Source organism: Streptococcus sp. 9903 (genome assembly GCF_013276625.1).
Classification (GTDB): domain Bacteria; phylum Bacillota; class Bacilli; order Lactobacillales; family Streptococcaceae; genus Streptococcus.
Map to the genome: position 1 here is coordinate 20,625 of NZ_VMLI01000005.1, position 26,996 is coordinate 47,620.

A 26,996-nucleotide genomic window follows, 5' to 3' on the forward strand; every position below is an offset into this window, starting at 1 on the left:
ATAATCAGTCAGAGTCCTTTTTAAAATCCATTATTATCGCTTAGTTCCTTGAACCAGTGCCCTGATTTCTTCAGACGGCGTTCTTGCGTTTCCAAGTCTAATTCGACCAAACCATAGCGATTTTTATAGCTATTGAGCCATGACCAGCAATCGATAAAGGTCCAGATTAAGTATCCTTTACAGTTGGCTCCGTCTTCAATGGCACGGTGCAGTTCACGAAGATGACCTTTTACAAAGTCAATACGATAATCATCTTGAATCATCCCATCTTGACGGAATTTTTCCTCTCCTTCAACACCCATACCATTCTCTGTCAACATCCACTCGATATTACCATAATTTTCCTTGATATTTTGGGCAATGTCATAAATCCCTTGCTCATAAATCTCCCAGCCACGATGAGGATTGATTTTACGTCCAGGCATAACATAAGGTTCGTAAAAATGTTCTGGTAAGAGTGGACTCTCTGGATGCTTAGCAAATCGAGGAGCCATAACACGCAAAGGTTGATAGTAGTTGACACCAAGGAAGTCCACCGTATTGTCACGAATGAGCTCCAACTCCTCCTCTGTAGCATCAGGCAAGAGACCGTGTTCATGCAAGATTTCTACTAACTCCTGTGGATAAGTACCCAAAACGGACGGATCTAAGAAAGATTGGGCCTGAAAAAGGTCCGCAATACGAGCAGCCTTAACATCAGCAGGATGCTGGCTACGTGGATAAGCCGGTGTCAAGTTGAGGACAATCCCAATCTTGGAGTCTGGCAAAAGTTCATGACAAGCCTTAACCGCCCGACTGCTAGCCAATTGTGTATGATAAGCTACTTTAACGGCTGCCTCTGCATCCACCTTATGTGGATAATGGGCATCGTAAAAATAGCCAAACTCTACAGGAACGATGGGCTCGTTAAAGGTAATCCATTGATCCACTAAATCTCCATAAGTCTCAAAACAAAAACGAGCATAGTCTTCATAGGCTGAGACAGTCGCCTTATTTTCCCAACCATCACCATCTTCTTGAAGGGCAAAAGGCAAATCAAAATGATAAAGATTGACTAAAAGACGAATCCCTTTGGCCTTAATAGCCTCAAAAACCTTACGGTAAAAGTCTACACCTTGAGGATTGAATTTTCCACGCCCTTGTGGAAAAATCCGTGACCACTGAATAGAAGTTCGAAAGGCAGTGTGACCAGTCTCTAACAAAAGCTCAATATCCTGCTCCCAATTCTCATAAAAGGTCGATGTCTTATCTGGACCAATCCCATTATAGTAACGATTTGGCTCCACTTGGTACCAATAATCCCAGAGATTATCTCCCTTACCGTCACCAGCTACACGTCCTTCTGTTTGTGGTCCAGAAGTAGAGGATCCCCAGACAAAATCCTTTGGAAATCTTAGCATACATTTACCTCTTTATCTACTCATTTTTCCCATTATACAGAAAAAACAAGGTAAAAACTAGTTACATTTTTTCCTTGTTTTTCTTCTGATTATAGTTTTTATTTCTTGCTGAGAATTTCAAGCGTTTCAAGTAAGTTATCTGCATGAACTTCGATGGTGTCACCAGTCGCTTTAATCTTCACTTCTACGATGCCATCGGCCGCTTTTTTACCAACAGTAATACGGATCGGCAATCCAATCAAGTCGCTATCACTGAATTTGACTCCGACACGTTCGTTACGGTCATCCGTCAAGACTTCGTAACCTGCTCCCATCAAGCTTGCTTCAAGTTTTTCTGTCAAGACTTGCGCTTCTTCGTCCTTGACATTGACAGTGATCAAGTGAACATCAAATGGCGCCAATTCTTTAGGGAAGTTGATTCCCCAAGCGTAACGGTATTCACCTTTTGGCGTTTTGTTAACAAAGAGGCGAGCGTGTTGCTCCATCACTGCTGAAAGGAGACGGCTAACACCGATACCGTAACATCCCATGATGATTGGCACAGCGCGACCATTTTCATCCAAAACATCTGCTCCCATGCTTGCTGAATAGCGAGTGCCGAGTTTAAAGATGTGACCAATTTCGATACCACGCGCAAAGTTAAGGACACCTTGTCCGTCTGGAGAAATTTCACCCTCACGAACTTCACGGATATCCACATATTCTGCAGTAAAATCACGACCTGGATTCACACCAGTCAAGTGGTAGCCATCTTCGTTAGCACCGACCACTGCATTGCGAACATCTTGCACCTTACGGTCTGCGATGATTTTAATATTCTCTGGCAAACCAACTGGTCCAAGTGAACCGAACCCTGCTTGAACAAGATTCGCCACTTCTTCTTCACTAGCAACGTCAAAGAAATCTGCTCCCAAATGGTTTTTCAACTTAACTTCGTTGAGTTGGTCATTTCCAACTAGAAGGGCCGCAACAAGTTCACCATCTGCCATGTAGAAGAGGGTTTTGATCGTTTGTTCTTCTGGAACATTGAGGAAGGCTGCAACTTCATCAATTGATTTAACATCTGGTGTTGCAACACGAGTCACTTCTTCTTCAGCGACAACACGGTTGCTTGGTTTGTACTCGTTTGTTGCCATTTCCAAGTTAGCCGCATAGCTAGATTCACTTGAGTAAGCAATGGTATCTTCACCAGAAACCATCCATTTGAGCAATTCTGCCTTGATTTCTTCTTGCACCTCTGCAGGAATCTCATCAAATGAGGCAACTGACTTGTCCAAGACAACCCAGCGGTCAAGGTCTGTACGGGCAGGTGTAATGGCCATAAATTCTTGGCTGTCCTTACCACCCATGGCTCCACCGTCACCGATGATAGCCTTGAAATCTAAACCACTACGAGTAAAAATACGCTCATAAGCAGCCTTGTACTCATCGTAAACACTGTCCAAGCTATCATAGTTAGCGTGGAAACTGTAAGCATCCTTCATGATAAACTCACGTGTACGGAGAAGTCCATTACGTGGGCGTTTTTCATCACGATACTTAGGCTGGATTTGATAAAGATTAAGTGGCAATTGCTTGTAAGACTTAACAGAATCACGGACAATAGCTGTAAAGGTTTCTTCGTGAGTTGGACCTAGGATAAAGTCTGATTTTTCACGGTTTTTTAGTTTATAAAGGTCCTCACCATAAGTTTCGTAACGACCTGATTCGCGCCACAATTCTGCACTAAGAAGGGCAGGAGCCAACATCTCAACTGCACCAATCTTATCAAATTCTTGGCGCATGATGTTTTTAGCTTTTTCAATCACACGGTTGGCAAGTGGTAGATAAGAATAAACACCTGCTGAGACTTGACGAACATAACCAGCTCGCAACATAAGAGCATGGCTAATAACTTGAGCATCGCTTGGCATTTCGCGAAGCGTTGGGATAGGCATTTTACTTTGTTTCATAATATTCCTCGATTATCTAAAAAAGAGTCGCATGATGTCATTCCAGGTCACAGCAATCATCAAGACAACCATGATGACCACTCCGGCCAAGGTGACATAGGTTTCAATTTCTTGTTTCAATGGTTTGCGGCGAATGGCTTCCAGGATATTGAGCACAATCTTACCACCATCCAGAGCTGGAATCGGAATAAGATTAAAAATCCCGATATTGATAGAAATCATTGCCAAGAAGTACAAGACATTCTCAATTCCATTTTTAGCGGCATCACTACTTGCCTTAAAGATGGCAACAGGTCCACCCAGCTTGTTCAAATCCGGTTGGAAAATCAGATTTTTCAGAGCTGATAGGATTCGGAGAGCCGAGTCGGCTGCAGTTGTAAAACCACCTACAAACATGGATAGAAAATCTGACTTAATTCCCGGTTGAACACCTAGAAGGTAACGGCCTTGACTTTCTTCCGGAGTAACCGTAACTTGTTTGTCACTACCCTTTTCAGAAATAGTCACATCCAAGGTCGGGGCTGTCTTATCTTTGGTTTCTGTTTCCACAGCCTGAATCAAACTTTCCCAGTTGCTAACCTCATGTGAGTCAATCTTGGTAATTTGTGCCGTTTCTGGCACTCCCACCTTAGCCAAGGCCCCTTGGGGCATGATATGAAACTGGTTGGTATCAACATCTCTGACACCACCCTGCATGAAGATTAAAATCCAGAAAACAACGACACCTAAGATAAAGTTATTCATAGGGCCTGCAAAGTTGGTAATGAGTTTCCCCCAGATAGTCGCATTTTGATATTGAACATCTAAAGGTGCAATCCGAACCTCAGTTCCATCTGCTTCTACAACCGTTGCATCGTGATCCACTGCAAAAGTTTTTTCTTCTTCCAGAACCAATCCTTTGATAAAGAGCTTGTCTTCAAAGTCAAACTGGGTCACCTGCATAGGAAGAGCTGTTTGATCCAATTTTTTACCTGAGAGATTGATTCGTTTAACCTTACCATCATCAGCAAGAGTCAAACTGACAGGCGTTCCTGTCTTGATTTCAGTTGTATCATCACCCCAACCTGCCATACGAACGTAGCCACCCAAAGGCAAGATCCGAATGGTATAGGCCGTTCCATCCTTGCCAATGTGAGCAAAGATTTTAGGTCCCATTCCAATGGCAAATTCACGCACTAGAATTCCTGATTTCTTGGCAAAGTAGAAGTGTCCGAACTCGTGCACCACTACAATAATCCCAAAAACCAGAATAAAGGTTAAAATTCCGAGCATAGTATTTCCTCCGTCTTTTGATTAAAAGAGTCCAAACAAGTGCATGATTGGAAATACAAGCAACATACTATCGAAACGATCCAAAACACCACCATGTCCAGGGATAAATTTCCCAGAATCCTTGACACCAAAGTGACGCTTAATCGAACTTTCTAGTAAATCACCAAATTGTCCAGCAATGCTAAAGAAAATAGCAAAGACCGACATCTTGTACATTCCATACGGAAGAGCAACTGTACTGTCAAACATCATAAAGATGATGGTTACTAAAATAGCACCTAAAATACCACCCAAGGCACCCTCAAAGGTTTTGTTTGGAGAAACGGTCGGAGCTAATTTTCGTTTACCATAGTTCATACCAACAAGATAGGCACCACTGTCTGTCGCCCAAACAATACACAAGGCCAATAGAGCCTTATCTAAACCTGCAACGCGAGCATCTAGTAAGGCATTAAATCCAAAGCCAACATAGAAACTCATAGCAAGAGGGAAAACAGCGTCCTCAATCGTATAAGACTTGCTAAAAACGGTCGTTCCTAACATGATTGAAATCAAAACACTATAAGCAACCACATTCCCATCAACTGGCAAAAAAGTCAGGTAATTCTCCAAGGGAATGGTCAAGGCAAAGGTTGCAAAGAGGGTCAAGAGGCCCTCCATCGTCATGGTCTCTAAACCTCTCATCTTCAAAAGTTCATGCATGGCTAGCATGGCTATGATTCCAATTGCTATCTGAAGCAAGAGGCCCCCAATCATTAAAATTGGTAGGAAAATAGCCAGGGCAATCCCCGCAAACAAGGTTCTTTTCTGTAAATCCTGTGTCATATTTCCTCCTAAACTCCTCCAAATCGGCGATGACGACGATTGTAGGCAAGAATGGCTTCCTGCAAGGCCGCCTCGTCAAAATCAGGCCACAAGGTATCCGTAAAATAGAGCTCACTATAGGCTCCCTGCCATGGAAGGAAATTGCTCAAACGCAATTCTCCACTAGTACGGATAATCAAGTCTGGATCTCGTACATCCTTAGGCAAATGCTGGGTGAAGAGATAGTTGCCAATCAATTCCTCTGTGATGTCACCTGGGTTGATTTTGGCATCTAAAACATCCTGAGAAATCAACTTAAGAGCCTGTGTAATCTCAGCACGTCCACCATAGTTGAGGGCAAAATTAAGAATTAATCCTGTGTTGTTCTTAGTTAATTCCTCAGCCTTGGTCAGAGCTTCAAAGGTTTGCTTAGGCAGGCGGTCCGTTTCCCCAATCATTTGAATCTTAACATTATTCGCATGCAATTCCGGGACATAATTATCATAAAACTCTACTGGCAAGTTCATGATAAACTTGACTTCCTGATCTGGACGGGTCCAATTTTCCGTAGAAAAAGCATAGACCGTAATCACCTTAACCCCCAGTTTGTTGGCTGCCTTGGTCACAGTTTGCAATGCTTCCATGCCCGCCTTGTGTCCGAAGACTCGCGGTTGCATACGTTTTTTAGCCCAACGGCCATTGCCATCCATGATGATGCCGATATGAGCAGGAACCTGTGTCGGAACCTCTACTTCCACAGCCTTATCTTTCTTAAAAAATCCAAACATGATCTTATTCCTATTCAAAAATCTATCGTTTCATTATACCATATTTCCCTATTTTCTTCTATCACTAAGCTATTTATACTCTTCGAAAATCTCTTCAAACCACGTCAGCTCTATCTGCAACCTCAAAACAGTGTTTTGAGCAACCTGCGGTTATCTTCCTAGTTTGCTCTTTGATTTTCATTGAGTATTATTCTCAGGCACAAAGCCCATTTTTCAAAAAAATAAGTCGCCTGATTGGGCGACTCTATCTTATAGGGAGATTATTATGAAAAAGTTTTAGGAGTTTAAGTTAAGGTCTTCTTAACTTATGGACTTAGTATACACTTCCTAGCTTAAAGTTTCCTTAAGTATTTTTAAAAATCAAATTTTTCCATTTTTCCTGCCAATTTTTCTTGGATAATCGTGTTTGATAGAGAACCATTCGGTCTTGATTCTCTAAAAAATAAGGAGTTGGACGAACTTGAAAATTCAAAATATCCTCCAAACCATAAGGTGCATAGAGTTCAAAATCTAATTCTTCATTCAAGCGCAGTCCAACTGCCGTACACCGTTCTGGATACTTACTCATAGCATCACAAGAGCTGCTATAGGGAGCAGTATGAGGGCTGTGCTGGTGCATATAGACCTGATTTTTCAACTCCCACTGGTACTGAGGAAAATCCGCTCTCAGCTTTTTCTCCAGTAATAAGGTCTCCTCATAAGAAATATCCGGATCAAAGAAAATCACATCTACATCTGTTTCACAGTCAAAAGGGGATTTGTCTGACAAGAGATTCCAGATGAAATTTCTGACAGAACCCGCTGCCAACCACGAGTCTTTTAAGCCAAGATCTCGGATGATAGTCAGAATAGCCATCATATCTGAATTTTTTCTAAAAGCCTCTAGAATTTCTTGCTTATTTTTCATTGTACTCATACCCCAAATGATCATATGCCTTAGCAGTCGCCACCCGTCCAGAACGTGTCCGCATGATAAAACCTTTTTGAATCAAGTAAGGCTCATACATGTCTTCGACAGTCTCGCGCTCCTCGGCAATATTAACAGAAAGAGTTCCTAAGCCGACAGGGCCACCACCGTACATCTCAATCATGGTCCGGAGAATTTTTTGGTCCACATAGTCCAAACCTTCATGGTCAACATCCAGCATAGTCAAAGCCTTATCCGTAATAAGATCATCGATAACCCCATCCCCCATAATCTGGGCAAAATCGCGCACGCGCTTGAGGAGACGATTGGCAATACGAGGGGTCCCACGGCTACGTAGGGCTAACTCAGACGCTGCCTCATGAGTGATTTCCATCTCAAAAATATCTGCCGTCCGCTCGACAATTTCTGTCAAATCAGCATGAGCATAATACTCCATATGACCTGTAATTCCAAAACGTGCCCGTAGCGGATTTGAGAGCATACCAGCCCGAGTCGTCGCACCAATCAAGGTAAAAGGTGGCAACTCCAAATGAACACTGCGACTACCTTCACCAGCCCCAATCATGATATCAATGTAGAAGTCCTCCATGGCACTATAAAGCACCTCCTCCACCGACATGGGCAAGCGATGAATCTCATCAATAAAAAGGACATCCCCAGGCTCTAAGTCATTCAAAATCGCTACTAGATCACCAGCTTTTTCAATGACTGGACCCGAAGTCTGCTTGAGATTGACACCTAGTTCGTTGGCAATAACAAAAGCCATAGTCGTTTTTCCCAAACCTGGAGGCCCAAATAAGAGGACATGATCCAGCGCTTCATCCCGCATTTTGGCAGCCTCGATAAAGATTTGAAGCTGGTCCTTGACTTTATCCTGCCCAATATATTCACGTAAATACTGAGGACGGAGCGTGCGTTCTACTAACTCCTCATCTCCCATTATCTCATTATCTAAAATTCTACTCATGGCTCTATTATATCAAAAAACCAAGCCACAAACAAAAAAGCCACCCGATTGGGTGACTCCCGACTTTAGCACATATGTGGTATAATATTGTTCGGCACTGCTACACCGCCTACGAAAGGAGGTGAGATAGCCCATGATGGATACAATACTTAAAACTATCATCGGACCAATTGTGGTCGGTGTCGTTCTTCGGATAGTCGATAAATGGCTAAACAAGGACAAATAGTGTCAAAAAGACCCCAAGCTTATTTGGACGTGAGCTTGGGGTCTTTTCTAGCCTATGATATAGACACAATACTTAATTACTTTTTATTATCCCATAGTTCACACATTTTGTCAAAGGTTTATATCTTCATCAATTCAGCTTCTCCAACTTTAGAATCTGTCCAATAAAGTTTATAAGATTAAGTAAAAGTTATCGGAAAATGATGTTTAAAATAGTCCCCAAAAGCCTGAAATAGAGCCAAAAAACTCCACCTGATTGGGTGGAGTTAAGGGAGATTATGATGAAAAAGAAAAGTTTAGGATTTTATTAAATAAAGTTAGGAGGTCTTTATTTAATAACTATATGATACATGACGAAGCTTAAAACTAGCTTAACTTTTCGCAGATTCTACCACTTTTCAAAAAAATTTCTATTACCATCACCTCACCCCACAAAAAAGTCACCTGATTGGGTGACTTCATTAGGAGATTATGATGAAAAAAAGTTTTAGGATTTCATTAAATAAAGTTAGGAGGTCTTTATTTAATGACTATATGATACTAGACCATCCTTAAACTTTGCTTAAGAAAAAACAAGTTTTGTTATTTTTCTCGATTCGTCCAAGTCATTCCTATACAATCATAGGTGGATAAGACTTCAAAACCTATAGAACGATAAAATCTTACGTTTTTTTCTGTCTCTTCTGTCACCAGCTGGACTTGATAGGCATCTTTGTAATACTCTAAAGCCTCTTTCATCAAGAGACTACCAATCCCTTGACGCTGATAGATAGGTAAAACGATTAAATCCTGAACCAATACTGATGAGAATCCATCTCCAACCAAACGAATCAAGCCCACCACAGCATCGCCATCAAGTGCCACATAAATCGCTAATGAATGAGACAAGGCCTGCTCCAGCATCTCTGGTTGATGGGTATAATTTGTCCAACCGACAGCCTGATAGAGATGCAAAACATCCTCTAGCTTGACAATTTCTTGCTTTTTAATAGTGATCATCTCAACACCTCTTAGAGTTCTCTCAAGCTCTTGTGCTGTCGTCCATTTTTATCAAAATTTTCAGGACTCAACCACGTTTCCAAACGAGCTTTGACTTGTGGCCAGTCCTTATCAATCATAGACAACCAATCCGTATCTCTCGTACGCCCCTTATAAATGACTGCCTGACGGAAGGTTCCTTCATAGACAAAGCCCAAACGTTCCGCAGCTCGTCTTGATGGCAGGTTAAGAGCATCGCATTTCCACTCATAGCGACGATAGTTAAGCACTTCAAAGACATAGCGAGCCAGTAGATACTGGGCTTCTGTCCCTATCCGTGTCCCCCTGAGCTCTGGAGAAAAAGTGACAGCTCCCACTTCTATGACTCGATTATTCTGATCAATTCGCATGAGAGAAAAAGTTCCCAAAGCCTTACCAGTCGCCTTGTCTATGATTGCATAGTAAAAACGGTCCTTACGAGCCAACATCTGATTTAAAAGAGTAACCAGTTCCTCTCTGTCTGCCACTGGTTCCTGAAAGAGGTAGGTCCACATCTCCCGAGGCGTATCAGGGCCATAAACAGCTAATAAATCCTCCGCATGCTTTTCTACCGAGAGAGCCTCTATTCGAGCATAACACCCTTCTAAGAAATCAATAGAAGGCAGTGCACCGGGTGTATAACCTTCCATTGACTCACCAATCATCTGACCATATTCGTTTACTGGCATAGCTTTCTCCTTACTCACTTATTGAATATAGTATAACATATCTCAATGAAAATTTTAGGAAACACTTGGTTTTCTATTCAATAATGCAAACTCCTCTTATAAAAATCATCCATCCACTTTATGGAGGAATAATCAAATATGGGAACGAGTGAGTTAATGTCCCTTATGCTTCTCTCTATTTTTTACTGTTTGTATTCAAATTTCTCTTGTTTTAGTGTTTGCTTTTGTAGACTGGACTACCAACCAGAACTGTGTTTTTATCTTAGTTGGGACTATTATAGTACGGTTCAGCACTATCTACAAATTCTTCAGATGTGTATCAAAAAAATTTATCGTAACAAGCCAAGAGTCTACACTTTCTTTCATTAATAAGCGCCAATCTTTTCGATAACGATGATTCGGTTGATAAGCAACCGTCAACATATGCCCTGTTTCATGGTATTTTTTAAACAAAATGGATTCCCCTTTATAATGTGAAATGATATCATCTATCGCGGATGATGCATTCCATATTTCATCAACATCGCTTCCTAGTAATAATAAAGGAGAGGAAATTTTACTCACATCAATCTGAGCCCTACTATCTTCAGGAATGTGTTTTCCAAAAAACTTGTTTAACAAATAATTTCCTAACTGAAATTTTTGATACGGAAGTTCTTTTTGCAAATATGTCCAAGAAGATGAATGAGAGTTGAGTTTTCCCTTTATTCCCTCAAATATTACATTTGAGGGGGAATTGAGTACCAAACATTGCACATCTTCCAAAGTACTTTGTCCAGCCAGAACAAGCTCTGCTCCTTTAGAGCGACCATATATTCCTATTTTTGTATTATCAACTTGAGGATGATGATATAGAAAATCTTTCGCTTCCTCCAGACATTCTATTGGAATTCGTTCTAAATTTTGGGGTAATCCCTCTAAACCAAAATAAGCTATTGCAAGACAAATATAGCCTCTAGAAGATAAAAGTTGGGCAATATTCTGAGCTTTTTCAATTCTTCCCTCACTACCGCTAACAATAATCACGGCTGGCGCCCTTCTTAACTTTTCATCATAAAATAATCGACCTTGAAAATGCTTGTCATAGATATCTTGATATCTTACTCCCAGATTCATATAACGCCTTACAAAACTTTGCTCCGCGACCATATCTTTCCCCAGCCTGATTTTAATTTCAACACCAAAACAATCTCGTAATGGAATTCTATCAAGAGAACTCGGTAATCTCCTTTTCCTGTTCTTCAACGGTTTCGCATTAAAGAATAATCCCATTTCTGAAACTCCTTTATAAGATCCCGAAATAGATGCTGTCTGAGAGGTATCAATCATACCGTCCTGATCAGATAAAAAAATTGCGGTTGATTTCCATATAACATCATGATCTAAAAGCAAAGGAGCATTTATACAGTAATAATCAGACAGGTACATTTCTACACAATACATTGCCCTTGGTTCTAAACCATTAATAGCAATATAAAAAGATTCATCCGCTAAATCTGTTTGTGAAATCAGTTCTATGTTTACAGTCATATCTTCTCCTTTTTGTTAATCTGCTTAACAATTATATTTGAAATTTACCGTGACTTTTACCACGGTAATTCTCCCCACACCTTTTCAATATCATCCATCAATTTCACAACTGTTTTAAGTTCCACCTCGCTATAGTTGTTTAAAACTGAAAAGATTGATTTTTCAATATATTCTTGTTGCTCCTTATGGATTTTAAAAATTTCGATGCCTTTTTCAGATAATCTCAAATATTTATTTTTCCCATTATTCGGATCAAAATCAAAAACAACTAAATTTTTTTGAATCAATCTCCTAACACTTTGAGTTATTGCACTTCTTGAAATTTCTAATAATTCAGATAATTTTACTAGATTTAAGGGCTGATTTTTCCCAATCACAACAATCAAATGTACCTCATTCAACGTAATGGATTTGTCAACACCACTTTTATGTTGATTTTTTTTTAACTGGTCAAACGCTAAAATAAATCTATTGAAACGATTATTAAATGCAATAAATTCTTTTTTATCCATAATCTCTCCCCTTTGTTAATCATATTAACAAAATAGAAACTTCCTGTCAAATAAAAAATCCCCCAGATTCTACTCTGAAGGATTCCTATCTTATTTCACAATAATATTAACCAATTTAGTTGGCTTCAATAGTCCAGTGGACTATTGAAGGTGGCAGATAGAGCTAATAAACTCGTTATTTAACGACGATATTAACGAGTTTGTTAGGCACCGCAATCACTTTCACGATTTCCTTACCGTCAATTTCTGCTTTGACTTTTTCATCAGCGAGAGCAATTTCTTGTAATTCCTCACGTGATAGGTCTTTAGCGACCATGAGTTTGGCACGAACTTTACCTTTGATTTGGACGACGATTTCGACTTCGTCTTCAACCAATTTGCTTTCATCCCAAGTTGGCCAAGCTACATAAGAGATAGATTCTCCTGTTGCTGCAACTGTTTGCCAGAGCTCTTCTGCCAAGTGAGGTGCAAATGGTGCAATCAACTGAACGAAGCCTTTGGCATAGTCAACATAGAGCTTATCTTCCTTGTTAGCCGCATTGACAAAGACCATAAGTTGGGCAATAGCTGTGTTGAATTTCAATGATTCAATTTGTTCTGTGACAGCTTTGACAGTTTCGTTATAAACCTTGTCGAGAGAACCATTGTTTTCTGAAGCAATTTCCTTGCTTGTAATCAAACGGTAAACACGGTCAAGGAACTTACGGCTTCCTTCCAGACCTTCTTCTGACCAAGCAATTGAAGCATCAAGTGGTCCCATGAACATTTCATAGACACGAAGGGTGTCAGCACCGTATTGCTCCACCACGTCGTCTGGGTTAACAACGTTCTTGAGGGATTTAGACATCTTGGCTGGTGCTTGCTCCAACTCTTCCCCTGTTTCCACATGGAAGAAAGAACCGTCACGTTTTTCAACCTTATCGGTTGCCACAAGAGCGCCACGATGGTCACGGTAGCTTGTTCCCAAGATCATCCCTTGGTTAAAGAGTTTTTGGAATGGTTCCTTAGTCGGAACAACACCGAGGTCATAGAGGAATTTATGCCAGAAACGAGCATAGAGCAAGTGAAGAACGGCATGCTCTGCTCCACCCACGTAGATATCCACTGGCAACCATTGTTTGAGGAGATCCTCGTCAGCTAATTTCTCAGTATTGTGTGGATCAATATAGCGGAGGTAGTACCAGCTTGAACCAGCCCACTGTGGCATAGTGTTTGTTTCACGACGACCCTTGACGCCATCTTCACGAGTCACTTCAAGCCAATCTGTCAAGTTAGCTAGCGGACTTTCACCAGTACCTGAAGGACGGATGTCCTTGGTTACAGGCAAGACAAGTGGCAATTCACTTTCAGGAACAGCTGTTGAAGTTCCATCTTCCCAATGAATGATAGGAATTGGCTCACCCCAGTAACGTTGACGGCTAAAGAGCCAATCGCGGAGACGGTAGGTAACCTTCTCTTGTCCACAGCCTTTTTCTTCCAACCAAGCCACGATCTTAGCAATAGCGTCTTCTTTGTTGAGTCCATCTAGGAAGTCTGAATTAACGTGAAGGCCATCTTCTGTGTAGGCAGCTTCTTCAACGTTTCCACCTTCAAGTACTTCGACGATTGGAAGGTCAAATTGTTTGGCGAATTCCCAGTCACGTTGATCGTGGGCTGGAACAGCCATAACAGCACCTGTTCCATAACTAGCAAGAACATAGTCCGCAATCCAGATTGGGATTTCCTTACCATTGACAGGATTGATGGCATAAGCACCAGTCCAAACACCAGTTTTTTCTTTGGCAAGATCTGTACGAGCCAAGTCTGATTTCAGACTGGCTTGGTGTTTATAGTCTGCTACTGCTTCTGCTTGCTCTGTGCTTGTGATGGCGTCTACTAATTCATGTTCAGGAGCCAAGACAGTGAAAGTCGCACCGAAAAGAGTATCAGGACGAGTGGTGAAGACAGTGAATTCCTTATCTGTTCCCTTAACTTTGAAAGTTACATTTGCACCAGTTGATTTCCCGATCCAGTTGCGTTGCATGTCCTTGATAGACTCTGGCCAATCTAGTTTATCTAAGTCATTGAGCAAGCGCTCTGCGTAGGCCGTGATTTTGAGCATCCATTGGCGCATTGGTTTGCGTACAACTGGATAGCCTCCACGCTCAGATGTTCCGTCAGGAAGAACCTCTTCATTGGCGATAGCTGTTCCTAGTTCCTCAACCCAGTTTACTGGCACTTCAGCTTCATAGGCCAAACCTTTTTCGTAAAGCTTGGTGAAAATCCATTGAGTCCACTTGTAGTAATTTGGATCTGTTGTATTGACTTCACGGTCCCAGTCATAAGAAAATCCAAGCGCATTGATTTGGCGTTTGAAGTTGGCAATATTTTCCGCTGTAAATTCTGCTGGGTCATTACCAGTATCCATAGCATATTGCTCTGCAGGCAAACCAAAAGCATCCCAACCCATTGGGTGAAGGACATTGTAGCCTTGCGCACGTTTGTAACGGCTGAGAATATCGGTTGCAGTATAGCCTTCTGGATGTCCTACGTGCAGACCCGCTCCAGACGGATAAGGGAACATATCAAGAGCATAAAACTTCGGTTTTGATGCATCTGTCCCTGTCTTAAATGTATGATGTTCTGCCCAGTAGCCCTGCCACTTAGGCTCAATTTCTTTATGATTGTAAAAACTCATGGTCTCTCTCCAATTTTGTGATGTTACTATTATACCATTTTTGAGGGAATTTGAAATGTGTTAAAAGAAAAAACTGTATACTGTATTTCATTAATTTTGATGGCTCTGAATTGCTCTATCACCCACTTTTTTATCTTATTGTTATGCGAGAAATCAAAGAGCAAAACAAGAAGCTTATCTCTTATAACATAAAATACTGATTTTAGACCGAAGATACGACTGGAATGCTAATTAATGTATTTATAATAAATAGCCGACAACCTATGTCGCTTTTTGATTTATGAAGAACGTCGGATTCAATACGAGGATCAATAAAAGACTACCATTTGGAAAACAGTAGTCCTTATTGTTTATTTTGAATTTACATAGGCGTCTACAGCGATGATAGCTTGAGCAACATCTGAAGGCGAAATCTTAAACGGCATCTGATGGATTGTCTCACCCTCCATAGTTGCTTGTTTACCAACTTTTATTAAATCATCATATCCAACTTGATCTAAATGCATTTCTTTTAGAGTTGTTGGCATACCAATTTTTTTGTAAAACTCAATATACTTATCAAGTTCTTCTTTAGGTCTATTTTCCAATAAAAGTTGTACCAAAGTTCCATAAGCTACTTTTTCACCATGTGTTAAATGATGAATGTCACCCGTCAATGCAGTAAAACCATTATGAATTGCATGCGCCGCAGCTAATCCTCCACTTTCAAAACCTAGGCCACTCAATAAAGTATTAGCTTCAACAATATTTTCTAATGCTGGTGTCACCACTTTAGCTTCACAAGCTGCCATAGCCTGTAAACCATCTGCAAACAGCGTTTCTTCACATTTCTTCGCAATTGCAACTCCAGCCAACGTTTGCTGTTGTCCTAACATAGTTTTTCCATTTGCCTGCATAACCGCACGCGCCTCAACCCAAGTTGCTAAACCATCTGCAATACCAGACGCTAATAAACGCTTAGGGGCTTGTGAAATAACTTTTGTATCAACCAAAACTAAATCTGGATTTTTAGAATAAAATAGATAATGATCAAATGCACCTTCATCTGTATAAATAACAGATAAAGCAGATACAGGTGCGTCGGTCGATGCAATTGTTGGAGCAATAATAACAGGCTTTTCAATCAAATCTGCAATAGCTTTTGCACTATCAATCGTCTTTCCACCACCAAGACCGATAATACTATCACAATTTTCTTTCTCAGCCAAGGCAACAACTCGATTGATTTCATTGTCAGAAGCTTCACCATTAAACTGGGCTAGAACAATATGGAAACCATACCTATGTAGGTAATCTTCAAATCGTTTTCCAACAATATCATAAACCAACTGATCGCATAATAGAATCGGACGATTTCCCAAATCCAATATTGATTTGGCATTTTCGAACAAGGCATTCTCCCCTTGAATATATCTCGAAGGACTAGCAAAAATTCTCATGTTTGTTTCCTTTCTACCTAAATGGAACGACTATTTTGAATAACAAACCAATCGTCAGAAAAATCATCAACCGCCTTTTGGATAGATGGCATGGCGAAAGCTGATTCAAAAACATCTGCTCCTGCTGTAACAGCATGCGCACCTGCAGCTAAAGCATTATTTACTTGTGCTACATTTTTAAAGGATGCAGCTAAAATCTTACTAGGAGAGTTCTGTCTATCAATAGCAAGAGCTAATTGACGAATGACAGAATTTGAATCAATGTTCAGATTTTCCATTCTATTATAATATGGAGCTAGGTAATCAGCTCCTGCTTCGATAGCTAATAATCCCTGAATAACTGTATAAATAGCTGTTGCAGTGATAGGGTAGCCCTCTTTTTTTAGCACCTTTATTGCACGTAATCCAGCTGGAGTAACAGGTACTTTGATAAATATATCATCTCCTGCTTGTCTCCGAATTTCATGAGCATCCTTTAAGATGCCTTCAAAATCTTGAGAAATCACCTGAACATGAATAGAGGGTGTAGAGCCAATCAATTCTCTTACATCTTTGATTCGTTCAAAAAAATTAATAGAACCCTCTCTTTTGGCAATAGTGGGATTTGAAGTTACCCCAGCTAGCGGTAAAATTTCAGACCACTTTTTAATCTCATCTAAATTTAATGTGTCAAGCATAAATTCCATAAAAAGAACCTCTTTATTTTACAATGTATGCTCAGTACGTCCTATAATATCATCTTGGGTTGCCTTAGAAAGAACATTGAAGAATGCAGAGTATCCTGCAACACGAACAATTAAATCTCTGTGTTTTTCAGGATGTTTCTGAGCGTCAATCAACGTCTCTCTGGAAACAACATTGTATTGAATATGGTACCCATGTAAACGATTAAAGAATGTTCGTAACAAAGCAATTAGTTTTAATTTATCTTCTTCTTTGGCTAACGTTTGAGGATTTACTTTCTGATTTAAGAGAACCCCACCTACGATTTCATCTGTTGGTAATTTTGAAACCGATTTTAAAACAGATGTAGGGCCGTGTTGATCCATATTATGTGATGGTGAACAACCCTCTGCTAACGGTGTACCCGCGTTGCGTCCATCTGGCGTTGCTAATGTTCCACGTCCCTGTCCTACGTTGGCTGAGATAGAAGATGTTCCTGAATAACGAATTCCTCCAATAGGACCTCTTCCATAACGTGTATTAGGATATTTAGCAATTTCATCAACATAAATGTCATAAGCAGCAGTAACCAATTTGTCAGCATAATCATCATCATTACCGTACTTAGGTGCATCATGAATCAACATTTCTTGAATGACCTTACCTTCTTCTCCGGCATAATCTGTTTCCAGTGCATGCCAAAGCTGACTTGGGCTTATACGTTCTTCCTCAAATACCAATTTTTTAATTGCAGCTAATGAATCCGACAAATTTGCAATTCCAACTTGCAAACCTGATATATAATCATATACTGCTCCACCTTCTTTCAGGTGTTTTCCACGACCAATACAATCATCAGTCAATGCTGAACATAGAATATCAGGAACTTCTCGTTCCAATGATAAATCAATAGAATTTTCAACAATAACACTCATTCGTGTCAAATATCTTAGTGTTTTATCCCAAGCATTTTCTAATTCAGAAAAGTTCTTCATATCCTTAAAATGTCCAAAGCTTGGTGCAAACCGTTTACCCGAAGCCGGATCAATTCCATCATTCATCGTGATAAGTAGAACCTTAGGGAAGTTCATATAACTCATACCTGTGCAACGATAGCCCCACTTCCCTGGAACTGCCGTTTCAACACATCCAATGGCACTGTAATCATAAGCATCATCTTCCAATACTCCTTTTGCAATAAAAGAAGGAATAATAATCTCATCATTATTAAATGCAGGCATACCAAAACCAAGTTTCATTACTTCAATACACTCATTCATGAAACGAGCATCTAAACCTGCATGGTAACGTACAGTTAGATTAGGTTGTGGTAGATGGGTTTGTGCAACTGATTTTAATACCAAATAAGATAATGGGTTAACAGCATCCTTCTTATCTCGAGTCTGTCCACCAATTGTAACATTTTGATATAAAGGACTTCCTGCTGAAGAAAATGTATGTGCTTGACTGCGAACCTTATTAATTGTAATTGTCTTAATCCAAAGATTTGTCAGACGTTCAACAATGCTATCTTCTGTTTCTTTACCACTTTCTAAATCAGCCTTCATATATGGATACATATATTGATCAAAACGACCATATGAAAGAGAGTGGCCATTAGATTCAATTTGTAAAATACATTGAATAAACCAAACTGATTGAATAGCTTCTGCAAAAGTAGTTGCCGGTTCATATGGGACTCTAGAGCAAATATCTGCAATCTCAAGTAATTCTTTCTTACGTTTAGGATTTGCATTTTCGGCTAAATTTTTAGCAAGAGCAACAAAGCGATTTGCATATACTTTAATAGCATCGATTACGATAAATATAGAGTCGTAAAAATGATATTTATCAATACTTGCTGGATCTGTTAAATCTAGAGCTGCTTTCGCTTTACGAGCTCGCTCTTCAAAACCTCTTAAACCAAATTGCAACAGTTTCTGATAGTTAACTGCTAAGTGAGCATCTCCAGAATTCATCTTACCTTCCATACCGAAGAATCCTGTTTCCATATAAACAGACACTTCTTCAGGTAACAAGGCACCAGCTCTAGCACGTAAATTATTATTTTCCCAAAACGGAGCAATACTTCTAAGTTGTTCTTTTGTTTCTTCAGTAATATAGAAAACATCTCCATCACGCTTTTCAAAAAGATCCAACTCATTGAGAACAAATTCTAGCGTATATTCTGGAAAAATAGGAGCATCTTTATTGGAAGAAGCTTGATTTCCCGCAATCATAGATTCTTCTTCGATATAGATAGTCATATTTTCCAAAATTTCTTTCAGCATATAGGCGCGTTTTAGGACATTAGGTTGTTCCTTATATCGATCATAAGCGCGTGTTGCTAGAACCGCTCTCTCAGCATCAATATAAGGTTTTTTATTTAAAACATCTTCTCGATATTTGTTCATCCTTTCAGTAAGGCTACCAAAATATTCTGTCTTAATTGTCGTTCTTGCTACTTCTTTATTTACCATAATAAGCACCTTTCTTTCGAAAATATTTTTGTTTCTTTCGAAAATATAATACCTGGTTTTTTAGAAAATTTCAAGCTTTTAACTAGAAAAAGTTTAACTCTCTAATTTTTAGCACAAATGTGTGTGTTTAATGATAATACACAAATGTTTTTTTAGAATTATCATGCTTCATTCTGATAAGCTAAACGATCCTGTACTTTAAAGAATGGGAAATAAACTAATGTAGACATCGCTAATATCACCAGCTGAGTAATAACTCCTTGCCATCCACCAACCATAAATCCTGATATAATAGCTGGGGTGCTCCAAGGTAATGTAACTCCTGAAAATGGCTGCATGAAACCTGTTGCAATAGCTCCATATACTATAACAGCTGCAAGTACAGGAACAAGAATGAAAGGTACAAACATAACTGGATTCATAACAATCGGAAATCCAAATACAACTGGCTCATTTACGTTAAATATTGCTGGAAAAGCTGCTACTTTCCCTAACGCTTGGTACTGTTTAGATTTTGATGCAAAAAGCATCGCAACTACAAGTCCAAACGTAATCCCTGAACCAGATAGAATTAAAAATGAATCTAAAAATTGTTGAGTAACAATATGTGCACCATTTTCTAATGATAGATTACCAGAGGCTAACATAGCTTTATTAGCATCAAGATTAGATAAAAGCAGAGCTGTCACTACTCCATTTACTACCGATTGTCCATGGACACCAAACCACCACAAAAATGATATAAAGAATGCAATTCCAATTGCACCATACAAAGATCCAGTTAAACCTTGCAATGGAACTTGAATAACAGAATAAATCATTTCAATAAATGTTCCGCCATTAGTCAATGACTTCGCTAAAATATATACAATCATAGAAGATAAGAAAATTACAAATGCTGGAATCATTGCTTCAAACTGTTTGGCAATAGCTTGTGGAACTTGTTCTGGCATCTTAATAACAATTTTTCTCTTTATAAAGAAGGTATAAATACTTCCTACTACCAAACCTATAATGATAGCACCGATAATTCCTTGACCTCCAAACCAAACTTTACTAATAGCATCCCCAATTGCCTCACCTTGTTTAGGGATATAAGATGATCTTAGCAAAATAAAGAATGCAGATACAGATAGAACCCCAGCTGGCAAAGCCTCTACTCCGCTATTCTTAGCATAAGAATAGGCAATTGAAAAACAAGAAATTAGACCCATAATCGCAAAAGTTCCTGAATATACTTGCATAAACGGCTCTGTCCAATTTGCTCCAAATACACTAGCAATACTTTGATTCAATCCTTCAAATGGCAATTGTCCCATAATCAAGAATAAGCTACCAACTACTGTCAATGGCAAAATTGCTAACATACCATCTTTTAGAGCTATAATACCACGCATATTCACAAACTTCATCATAGGTGCAATGATTTTTTGAACATCCATCTTTGCCATAATAAATCTCCTTTTCTTACCCACTAATCAAAGATAGGGCCAAATCTAATACTTTTTTCCCATCTAACATACCATAGTCCATCATCGGAATAACAGCTATCGGAACATCACACTTATCACAAATTTCTTTTGATTTATCTAATGTATAAGCAACTTGAGGTCCCAACAGTGCAACATCTAGATTTGGGGCATAATCCGCTAATTTAGACTGAGAAAACGCCTCTATTTCTGCCTCAACTCCACTAGATTGCGCTGCAATTTTCATATTATTTACAAGCATACCAGTAGAAAAACCTGCTGCACAAAACAAACCAATCTTCACCATTATATTTTCCTCCTCTATGTTAATACTCTAGTATTATTTTTTATGAAGTTCTTTTCTCAAACTAATAATTTCTTTGATTAAATTAATCTCCGTCATACTAGTCATGAGATGATCTTGTGAATGAACAAAGAGAGCTGTTATTTCTGTCTTTGTACCAGACGCTTCCTGTGCCAAGAATTTTGTTTGTAGATTATGGGCTTCTAATAAGGCTGCATCAGCTAACTGGATTTCTTCTTCACATCGTTCACATGTACCGTTTTTTATATAATCTAACGCTTTATAAATATGTTGTTTCGCATCGCCAGCATATAAAATTAAACCCATGATAATTTGATCTGGAACAATAATTTCCATAAATTCCTCCTCATTTCACTATGTAAAAAGCTTTTTTCATTTGAAATTTTAAAATTTTCTTTTGTAACTATAGAATACAACTACATAAGAAACTTGTCAATCCAAAAATCAACAAATAAACAATTTTTATTTATATAAGCACAAATGTGCAATTGATTAAAAAGAAAAAACGATAAACTGATATCAGTCTATCATTTTCACTCACATAAAATATTTCGAAAAGAAAAATCACCATCTTCTTCCAAAACTTTTAAAATTGTATTTTTATCTATAATCAAATGATTTACTAAATTAGCACGCAAGACAGAAAGAATCGAAGATACTTTCGTATCACCGTAAGCAACAGCTAAACTTTTAGGAATATTTTTTAAATCTTCCAAAGAGATTGCTATCGTTCTTTCCTGTAAGTTTTCATAGACTTCTTTACCTTTTGAATCAAAAAATCGACAACAAATTTCTCCTACAGTTTTAACTTTGGTTAATTCTTTAAAGTCATCCTCTGTAAGCATGTCTAACCATTGATGTTTTCCCTTATTACTAAAATCACCAATCCCAACCACAGCTATATCTAAATCTTTCCAACTATTTTTCAAATCTTCAAAATATCTTGATTGCAAAATACCATCTGCTAACAATTTATTTTCTTGCACAATTGTTGCATTCATAAATGTACACTCTCCATGAAATTTTCTAGACATTTCATAAATCAGTGTATTCACATGGTATTTAGCGTGTATGTGACTAGGACCACCTGCTAGAGGATAGAAGTGAACATTTCGGACACTTTTGCTGTGGATTAAATCTACTAAATTACTTAAACTTTTCCCCCAAGAAAAGCCAATTTTCATATTATCATCAATTAGATTCCTAAGGACACCTGCTGCAACTTGAGAAATTCTTTCAGATAAAATTGTTGGAGTATCATCAAATTCATTTGGAATAATTTCTAAACTTTCCAGACCATATTTTTCTTTTACATAATTTTCCAACTTAAACATATTGGTATCAAAATTCTCTATTTCAATTTTAACAATTCCTGCATTCCTTGCTTCTGTTAGCATTCTACTAATAGAGGTTCTATAAATTCCTAATTTTGCTGCTATTTGTGACTGATTTAAGTTTTCAATATAATACAGATAAGCAATTTTAGAGAGCAGTTTATTCCTATCTTGATTCATACACTTAACCTCTTACGAAACTACCTTAACCATTATCCCAGCATTTTCTAATGTAGCTATATTTTGTTTAGATAATGCTTCATCTGTTATCACTTCATATACTTGACTTAAAGCAAATCTTCTTACTGTACCCCTTTTATCAAATTTACTTGAGTCAGTTAGCACAATGACTTTATCCGACGCTGCTGAAATATATTGAACTACCTCACTGCGCATTAAATCTTTTCCTGTAAAGCCCATCTCTTTATCGTAGCCATCTGTCCCAACAAAAGCTTGACGCACATGAAAAGTCTGTATCATTTCTTTTAATAAAGGTCCTACGGTAACCTGTGAATCTTTCTGAAACTCTCCACCAAGAACAATAACACGACATGAATCATAACCTCTTACAAAATTTGCTATAAAAAATGAATTTGTTACAATAGTGACATTTCTTTTTTGCTTGCAAATTTCCTCAGCAAGTAAAGCACAGGTTGAACCAGATTCTATCATTATTGTTTCATTATCTGATACCAATTTTACTGCTTCTTGAACAATTTTTCTCTTAATTTCATAATTAATTGACAAACGTACATTTAAGTCATCTCCACTATTTAACACAGCATATCCATGCTCTCTGTGTAATAAGCCTTTTGACTCTAATTTATCTAAATCTTTTCTAATCGTTACTTTCGATACATTTAATTTTTCCGATAATGTATTAACATCAATCTTTTCATATTCTGATACTAATTTAATAATTTGTTCCAATCTTTTCATTTTACACCTCCGTTTTATTCTACCAAAATAAAAAGCAAAAAACAACAAATTAAACTTTCGTTCGTAATTGTTTTTCTTTCGTTTTTGTGATAGGATAGAATTATAAAGAGGAGGAACTCTTATGGAAATATCTAAAGGAATTATTTTTAATATTCAACACTTTTCAATTCATGACGGTCCGGGTATTCGTACAACTGTTTTTTTAAAAGGATGTCCTCTGCGCTGTCCATGGTGTTCTAATCCTGAATCTCAAAGAATGAAACCTGAAAAAATGAAAGATGCTCAACGAGAGAAATTCACTTTAGTAGGTGAAGAAAAAACTGTAGAAGAAATTATTACAGAGGTATTAAAAGATAAAGAATTTTACGAAGAATCCGGTGGAGGTTTAACTTTATCAGGGGGTGAAATATTTGCTCAGTTTGAATTTGCTAAAGCCATCTTAAAGTCAGCTAAAGAACATCACATACACACTGCCATTGAAACCACTGCCTTTGTTGACCATGAAAAATTTGTTGATTTAATCCAATATGTGGATTTTATCTACACAGACCTAAAACATTATAATTCTATAAAACATAAAAAAGTGACTGGGGTTTTTAATCAAATGATTATTAAAAACATTCATTATGCTTTTTCTCAACATAAAACGATTGTTTTAAGAATCCCGGTTATTCCTGATTTTAACAATAGTTTAGAGGATGCAGAAGAATTCGCTACTCTATTTAACTCATTAAATATCGACCAAGTTCAACTACTCCCTTTTCATCAATTTGGTGAAAACAAATATCGTTTATTAAATCGGAAATATGAAATGGATGGAGTCAACGCACTTCATCCCGAAGATCTTATTGATTATCAAAAAGTATTTCTGAACCATCATATTAATTGTTATTTCTAGTTTATTTCCTTGAAATGCTCTAGCTATTTGCAGATAACAATCATCTATAATACATACTTAACTTTTCAAAAGGTTTAGCTAAAAAATTTTAGCCAAACCTTTTCTATTTTACCTTGCTCTAGAATTTTTAAACTGCTATACTTATAACAGAAAACCCTTCCAAGGAGGTAGCGGATGTCTCATTCCTTTAAAAAATCTCTCCAAAAAGAAATTCTCCATAGAAGCTCTATCGCAGCCTTTATGACCTCTCTTTTACTACTCATTTTACTTTTTGGTTTTTCCTATTTTTTACAAAAGCAGCAACTCTCTAAAGATACGAGACAGATTGTAAAACAGGTTCAAGAAATGAAAGAAGCAAATAATGAGCTCCTGACTACTATGAACCATAAAATGATTCCTGAATTTTTGGACGGCAAACACACAGAGCGAGAAGTATTTAGCTTATTTTACGAGACAAAAGCTAGATTGAAGCTTAGTTCTGACCTCATTATTCTAAGCGATACAGGTGAATTACTATTTAGTACCAATCGAAATCATCAAGAAAGTATTTTATCTCCCTACTATCTAAAACTACTCATTCAAAATCCTTCTCAAGAAAAAGTGACAGAAAAAATTGCACTCTCTTCAGACAAGCGACATTACACACTCTTTATCAAACCACTACTTCAAGACCAACGAATTAAGGCCTATACTATTGCTTTCGTAAATGAGAATGATTTCATCTCAAGTTTCCCAATGATAAATTCTAAATACATCATTACCGATAGCTTTGGAAATATGTTTTCCAACAATACAAATCAGTTTACTCGTTCCACTCTTGAAAAATTGGATGAAAAACTCCTACACTCTCGCACCCACTGGTATGCGAATGAACCGCTTATTGTTCAAAAAGAAAAAGTCGGTGCTATTTTTTCAATCTATACTTTTCAATCCTTCTTTCCCATTCCTAGCTTACTCGGCCTAGCCTCCGTCCTCACCTTATGTATATTCTTCCTCTACTTCTGGCAAGCAAGACGAATTGCTCATAAGATTGCTACACACAACGCTGTTCCTATTGAAAGCTTAGTTTACCAACTTCAAGAAATTCCTAAACAAGCAGAAAAAAGGCTTTCTCTACAAACAGGTGATGAGTTTGAGTTTATGGCAGAAAAAATAAACAATATGTTGTACGAATTAGATCAACTTCATCAAAAAATGTTGACCATCGAAAAAGAAAAGTGGATTTTTGAAAGAAAAATGCTGGAAGCTCAGTTCAATCCTCATTTTCTCTACAATACACTTGAAACGATTAAAATCACTTCTTTAATGGATGCCGCCCTCACACAAGACCTAATTCAAAATCTCACGCGCATTCTTCGCTACAGTATCACCGATTTAGAAAAAGAAACAACCATTTGTCAGGATTTAAAGATTATAGAGGATTACCTGATGATTCATAAGATTCGTTTCGAGCACTTCTCCTATGATATTGTCTGCCCAGAAACTGTTGATAATCAGCCTATTCCTAAACTTTTCTTGCTTCCTCTAGTAGAAAATGCTATAAAATATGGGATGCAATACCGTATTGATCTTCATATTGATATCCAAATTACCTTGGAATCAGATTCTCTAACTTTTTTAGTCAAGGATAATGCTGGAGGACTCACAAAACAAGAGCGACTCGCTATTTTAGACTCTTTAGAAAGCCCTCATACCCAGCATGGCATCGTGAACAGCTACAAACGATTGAGCAATTTCTTTTCTGATGTCCAGCTAGATTTAGGAGTCAATCGCCAAGGAGAAACTTGGGTCAAATTTGTAACGAAAGGACTAACTCATGTTTAAGCTCATTATCGTAGAAGACGAACACCTCATTCGAAAATGGCTAGAGATTGCCGTAGACTACTCTGCCTTAGGTATCCAAGTCGTAGGAACTGCCAGTCACGGTCAAGAGGGAATGAAACTCATCCAAGAAAAAGAACCTCATATTGTCTTAACAGACATCACAATGCCAATTATGGATGCTTTTATGATGTTCGAAGCTACTCGTACCCTTTCTTATGAAAAAGTTATCTTATCAGGTTATAACGATTTTCAAAATGCCAAAAAAGCCATGCAATATGGAGCAGTTGATTTCTTATCCAAGCCAATTGATACCAAGGAATTGACAGAATGTCTTCAAAACATTGTTTTGCGATTACAAGGTAGCACCTATCAAGAAACTCCTTTTTTAGAAGAATATCAAACTTTACTCACCTCTATCCAACAGGTTGATACACAAAACCAAATCATTCAACAAATTATTTCCTTTGTCCACAAGCATTATGCAGAGCATTTTACGATTGCGACTATTGCTGAAGCTTTAAACTATAGCGAAAGCTATCTATATAAAGTTATCAAAGAAGACTTCCCCATGACTCTAAATGAATATATCTTACAATATCGTCTGAAACAAGCTATAGAGAAGATGGCTGAATCTCCCAACTCCCCTCTAAGCGACATTTCTGATCAAGTTGGATTTTCAGACTATAAATATTTTGCCAAAGTTTTTAAAAAGTATCTCCATATTTCTCCAAAGGAATTGAAATCACTCGGAAGAATAGTAAAATAAGCTATTCTTCTTTTTGTAGAGAATTTTACTCTAATAGAATAGAATTGTCGGTTTTTAAAACGCTTACATTGTTTTAAAATAAACTTAAATAACACAAC

Annotated in this window: 24 protein-coding genes; 4 read left to right on the forward strand and 20 right to left on the reverse strand. The window is 38.0% G+C overall.

What is annotated here, in order from left to right; genetic code table 11:
- Positions 1-20: 20 nt before the first annotated feature.
- The 7 genes from bglA to ruvB all read right to left on the reverse strand — a co-directional run bounded on the left by bglA (position 21) and on the right by ruvB (position 8,111).
- The gene (gene bglA, locus HT696_RS02550; RefSeq protein WP_173283282.1) at positions 21-1,400 is read right to left on the reverse strand and encodes a 6-phospho-beta-glucosidase; all 1,380 of its coding nucleotides are present in this window, start codon (positions 1,398-1,400) and stop codon (positions 21-23) included.
- A 98-nt stretch (positions 1,401-1,498) separates the two neighbouring features.
- Positions 1,499-3,352: a proline--tRNA ligase gene (locus tag HT696_RS02555; RefSeq protein ID WP_173283284.1), complete on the reverse strand. Its 1,854-nt coding sequence runs from the start codon at positions 3,350-3,352 to the stop codon at positions 1,499-1,501.
- 12 nt (positions 3,353-3,364) lie between these two features.
- The gene (gene rseP / locus HT696_RS02560; RefSeq protein WP_173283286.1) at positions 3,365-4,624 is read right to left on the reverse strand and encodes an RIP metalloprotease RseP; all 1,260 of its coding nucleotides are present in this window, start codon (positions 4,622-4,624) and stop codon (positions 3,365-3,367) included.
- Between the two features lie 21 nt (positions 4,625-4,645).
- Positions 4,646-5,449 carry a phosphatidate cytidylyltransferase gene (locus HT696_RS02565; protein ID WP_173283288.1) on the reverse strand — a complete coding sequence of 268 codons (804 nt, stop codon included), beginning with the start codon at positions 5,447-5,449 and terminating at the stop codon, positions 4,646-4,648.
- An 8-nt stretch (positions 5,450-5,457) separates the two neighbouring features.
- Positions 5,458-6,216: an isoprenyl transferase gene (locus HT696_RS02570; RefSeq protein ID WP_120769750.1), complete on the reverse strand. Its 759-nt coding sequence runs from the start codon at positions 6,214-6,216 to the stop codon at positions 5,458-5,460.
- 343 nt (positions 6,217-6,559) lie between these two features.
- Positions 6,560-7,132 (reverse strand): nucleotidyltransferase family protein, encoded by a 573-nt coding sequence (locus tag HT696_RS02575; RefSeq protein WP_173283290.1) that lies wholly within the window; start codon positions 7,130-7,132, stop codon positions 6,560-6,562.
- Positions 7,113-8,111 (reverse strand): Holliday junction branch migration DNA helicase RuvB, encoded by a 999-nt coding sequence (gene ruvB, locus HT696_RS02580; protein WP_084930181.1) that lies wholly within the window; start codon positions 8,109-8,111, stop codon positions 7,113-7,115. The genes HT696_RS02575 and ruvB overlap by 20 nt, the downstream gene beginning before the upstream one ends.
- Before the next feature lie 133 nt (positions 8,112-8,244).
- Between ruvB and HT696_RS02585 the strand changes: the two genes are divergently transcribed.
- Entirely contained in the window at positions 8,245-8,337 is a 93-nt protein-coding gene (locus HT696_RS02585) for a type I toxin-antitoxin system Fst family toxin (protein WP_000969508.1), read from the forward strand.
- A gap of 581 nt (positions 8,338-8,918) precedes the next feature.
- Here HT696_RS02585 and HT696_RS02590 read toward each other — a convergent pair.
- From HT696_RS02590 to HT696_RS02650, 13 genes are all read right to left on the reverse strand, one after another.
- Positions 8,919-9,335: a GNAT family N-acetyltransferase gene (locus HT696_RS02590; RefSeq protein ID WP_173283292.1), complete on the reverse strand. Its 417-nt coding sequence runs from the start codon at positions 9,333-9,335 to the stop codon at positions 8,919-8,921.
- A gap of 11 nt (positions 9,336-9,346) precedes the next feature.
- The gene (locus HT696_RS02595; protein WP_077804385.1) at positions 9,347-10,042 is read right to left on the reverse strand and encodes a GNAT family protein; all 696 of its coding nucleotides are present in this window, start codon (positions 10,040-10,042) and stop codon (positions 9,347-9,349) included.
- Positions 10,043-10,339: 297 nt separating this feature from the next.
- Complete coding sequence (locus HT696_RS02600; RefSeq protein WP_173283294.1) at positions 10,340-11,572, reverse strand: acyl-CoA thioesterase/BAAT N-terminal domain-containing protein; 1,233 nt, start codon at positions 11,570-11,572, stop codon at positions 10,340-10,342.
- 56 nt (positions 11,573-11,628) lie between these two features.
- Positions 11,629-12,084: a MarR family transcriptional regulator gene (locus HT696_RS02605; RefSeq protein ID WP_077804387.1), complete on the reverse strand. Its 456-nt coding sequence runs from the start codon at positions 12,082-12,084 to the stop codon at positions 11,629-11,631.
- A gap of 175 nt (positions 12,085-12,259) precedes the next feature.
- Positions 12,260-14,761, reverse strand: a complete 2,502-nt coding sequence (leuS, locus tag HT696_RS02610) for a leucine--tRNA ligase (protein WP_173283296.1) — start codon at positions 14,759-14,761, stop codon at positions 12,260-12,262.
- Between the two features lie 350 nt (positions 14,762-15,111).
- Complete coding sequence (locus HT696_RS02615; RefSeq protein ID WP_112444601.1) at positions 15,112-16,200, reverse strand: glycerol dehydrogenase; 1,089 nt, start codon at positions 16,198-16,200, stop codon at positions 15,112-15,114.
- Positions 16,201-16,217: 17 nt separating this feature from the next.
- Positions 16,218-16,886 carry a fructose-6-phosphate aldolase gene (locus tag HT696_RS02620; RefSeq protein WP_173283298.1) on the reverse strand — a complete coding sequence of 223 codons (669 nt, stop codon included), beginning with the start codon at positions 16,884-16,886 and terminating at the stop codon, positions 16,218-16,220.
- Positions 16,887-16,904: 18 nt separating this feature from the next.
- Complete coding sequence (locus tag HT696_RS02625; protein WP_000247406.1) at positions 16,905-19,343, reverse strand: glycyl radical protein; 2,439 nt, start codon at positions 19,341-19,343, stop codon at positions 16,905-16,907.
- Between the two features lie 161 nt (positions 19,344-19,504).
- Complete coding sequence (locus HT696_RS02630) at positions 19,505-20,794, reverse strand: PTS sugar transporter subunit IIC (RefSeq protein ID WP_173283300.1); 1,290 nt, start codon at positions 20,792-20,794, stop codon at positions 19,505-19,507.
- A gap of 16 nt (positions 20,795-20,810) precedes the next feature.
- A complete protein-coding gene (locus HT696_RS02635) occupies positions 20,811-21,119 on the reverse strand; it encodes a PTS sugar transporter subunit IIB (protein WP_000238723.1) in 309 nt (102 codons plus the stop codon).
- 33 nt (positions 21,120-21,152) lie between these two features.
- Entirely contained in the window at positions 21,153-21,473 is a 321-nt protein-coding gene (locus HT696_RS02640) for a PTS lactose/cellobiose transporter subunit IIA (RefSeq protein ID WP_000402908.1), read from the reverse strand.
- Between the two features lie 197 nt (positions 21,474-21,670).
- A complete protein-coding gene (locus HT696_RS02645; protein ID WP_173283302.1) occupies positions 21,671-22,651 on the reverse strand; it encodes a sugar-binding transcriptional regulator in 981 nt (326 codons plus the stop codon).
- Between the two features lie 12 nt (positions 22,652-22,663).
- Positions 22,664-23,410: a DeoR/GlpR family DNA-binding transcription regulator gene (locus tag HT696_RS02650; protein WP_000824972.1), complete on the reverse strand. Its 747-nt coding sequence runs from the start codon at positions 23,408-23,410 to the stop codon at positions 22,664-22,666.
- 121 nt (positions 23,411-23,531) lie between these two features.
- Here HT696_RS02650 and HT696_RS02655 point away from each other — a divergent pair, with 121 nt between their 5' ends.
- The 3 genes from HT696_RS02655 to HT696_RS02665 all read left to right on the forward strand — a co-directional run bounded on the left by HT696_RS02655 (position 23,532) and on the right by HT696_RS02665 (position 26,898).
- The gene (locus HT696_RS02655; RefSeq protein WP_000406173.1) at positions 23,532-24,308 is read left to right on the forward strand and encodes a glycyl-radical enzyme activating protein; all 777 of its coding nucleotides are present in this window, start codon (positions 23,532-23,534) and stop codon (positions 24,306-24,308) included.
- Between the two features lie 174 nt (positions 24,309-24,482).
- Positions 24,483-26,132 carry a histidine kinase gene (locus tag HT696_RS02660; RefSeq protein WP_173283304.1) on the forward strand — a complete coding sequence of 550 codons (1,650 nt, stop codon included), beginning with the start codon at positions 24,483-24,485 and terminating at the stop codon, positions 26,130-26,132.
- On the forward strand, positions 26,125-26,898 hold the full coding sequence (locus tag HT696_RS02665; protein ID WP_172923459.1) for a response regulator: 774 nt from the start codon (positions 26,125-26,127) through the stop codon (positions 26,896-26,898). The genes HT696_RS02660 and HT696_RS02665 overlap by 8 nt, the downstream gene beginning before the upstream one ends.
- Positions 26,899-26,996: the final 98 nt, after the last annotated feature.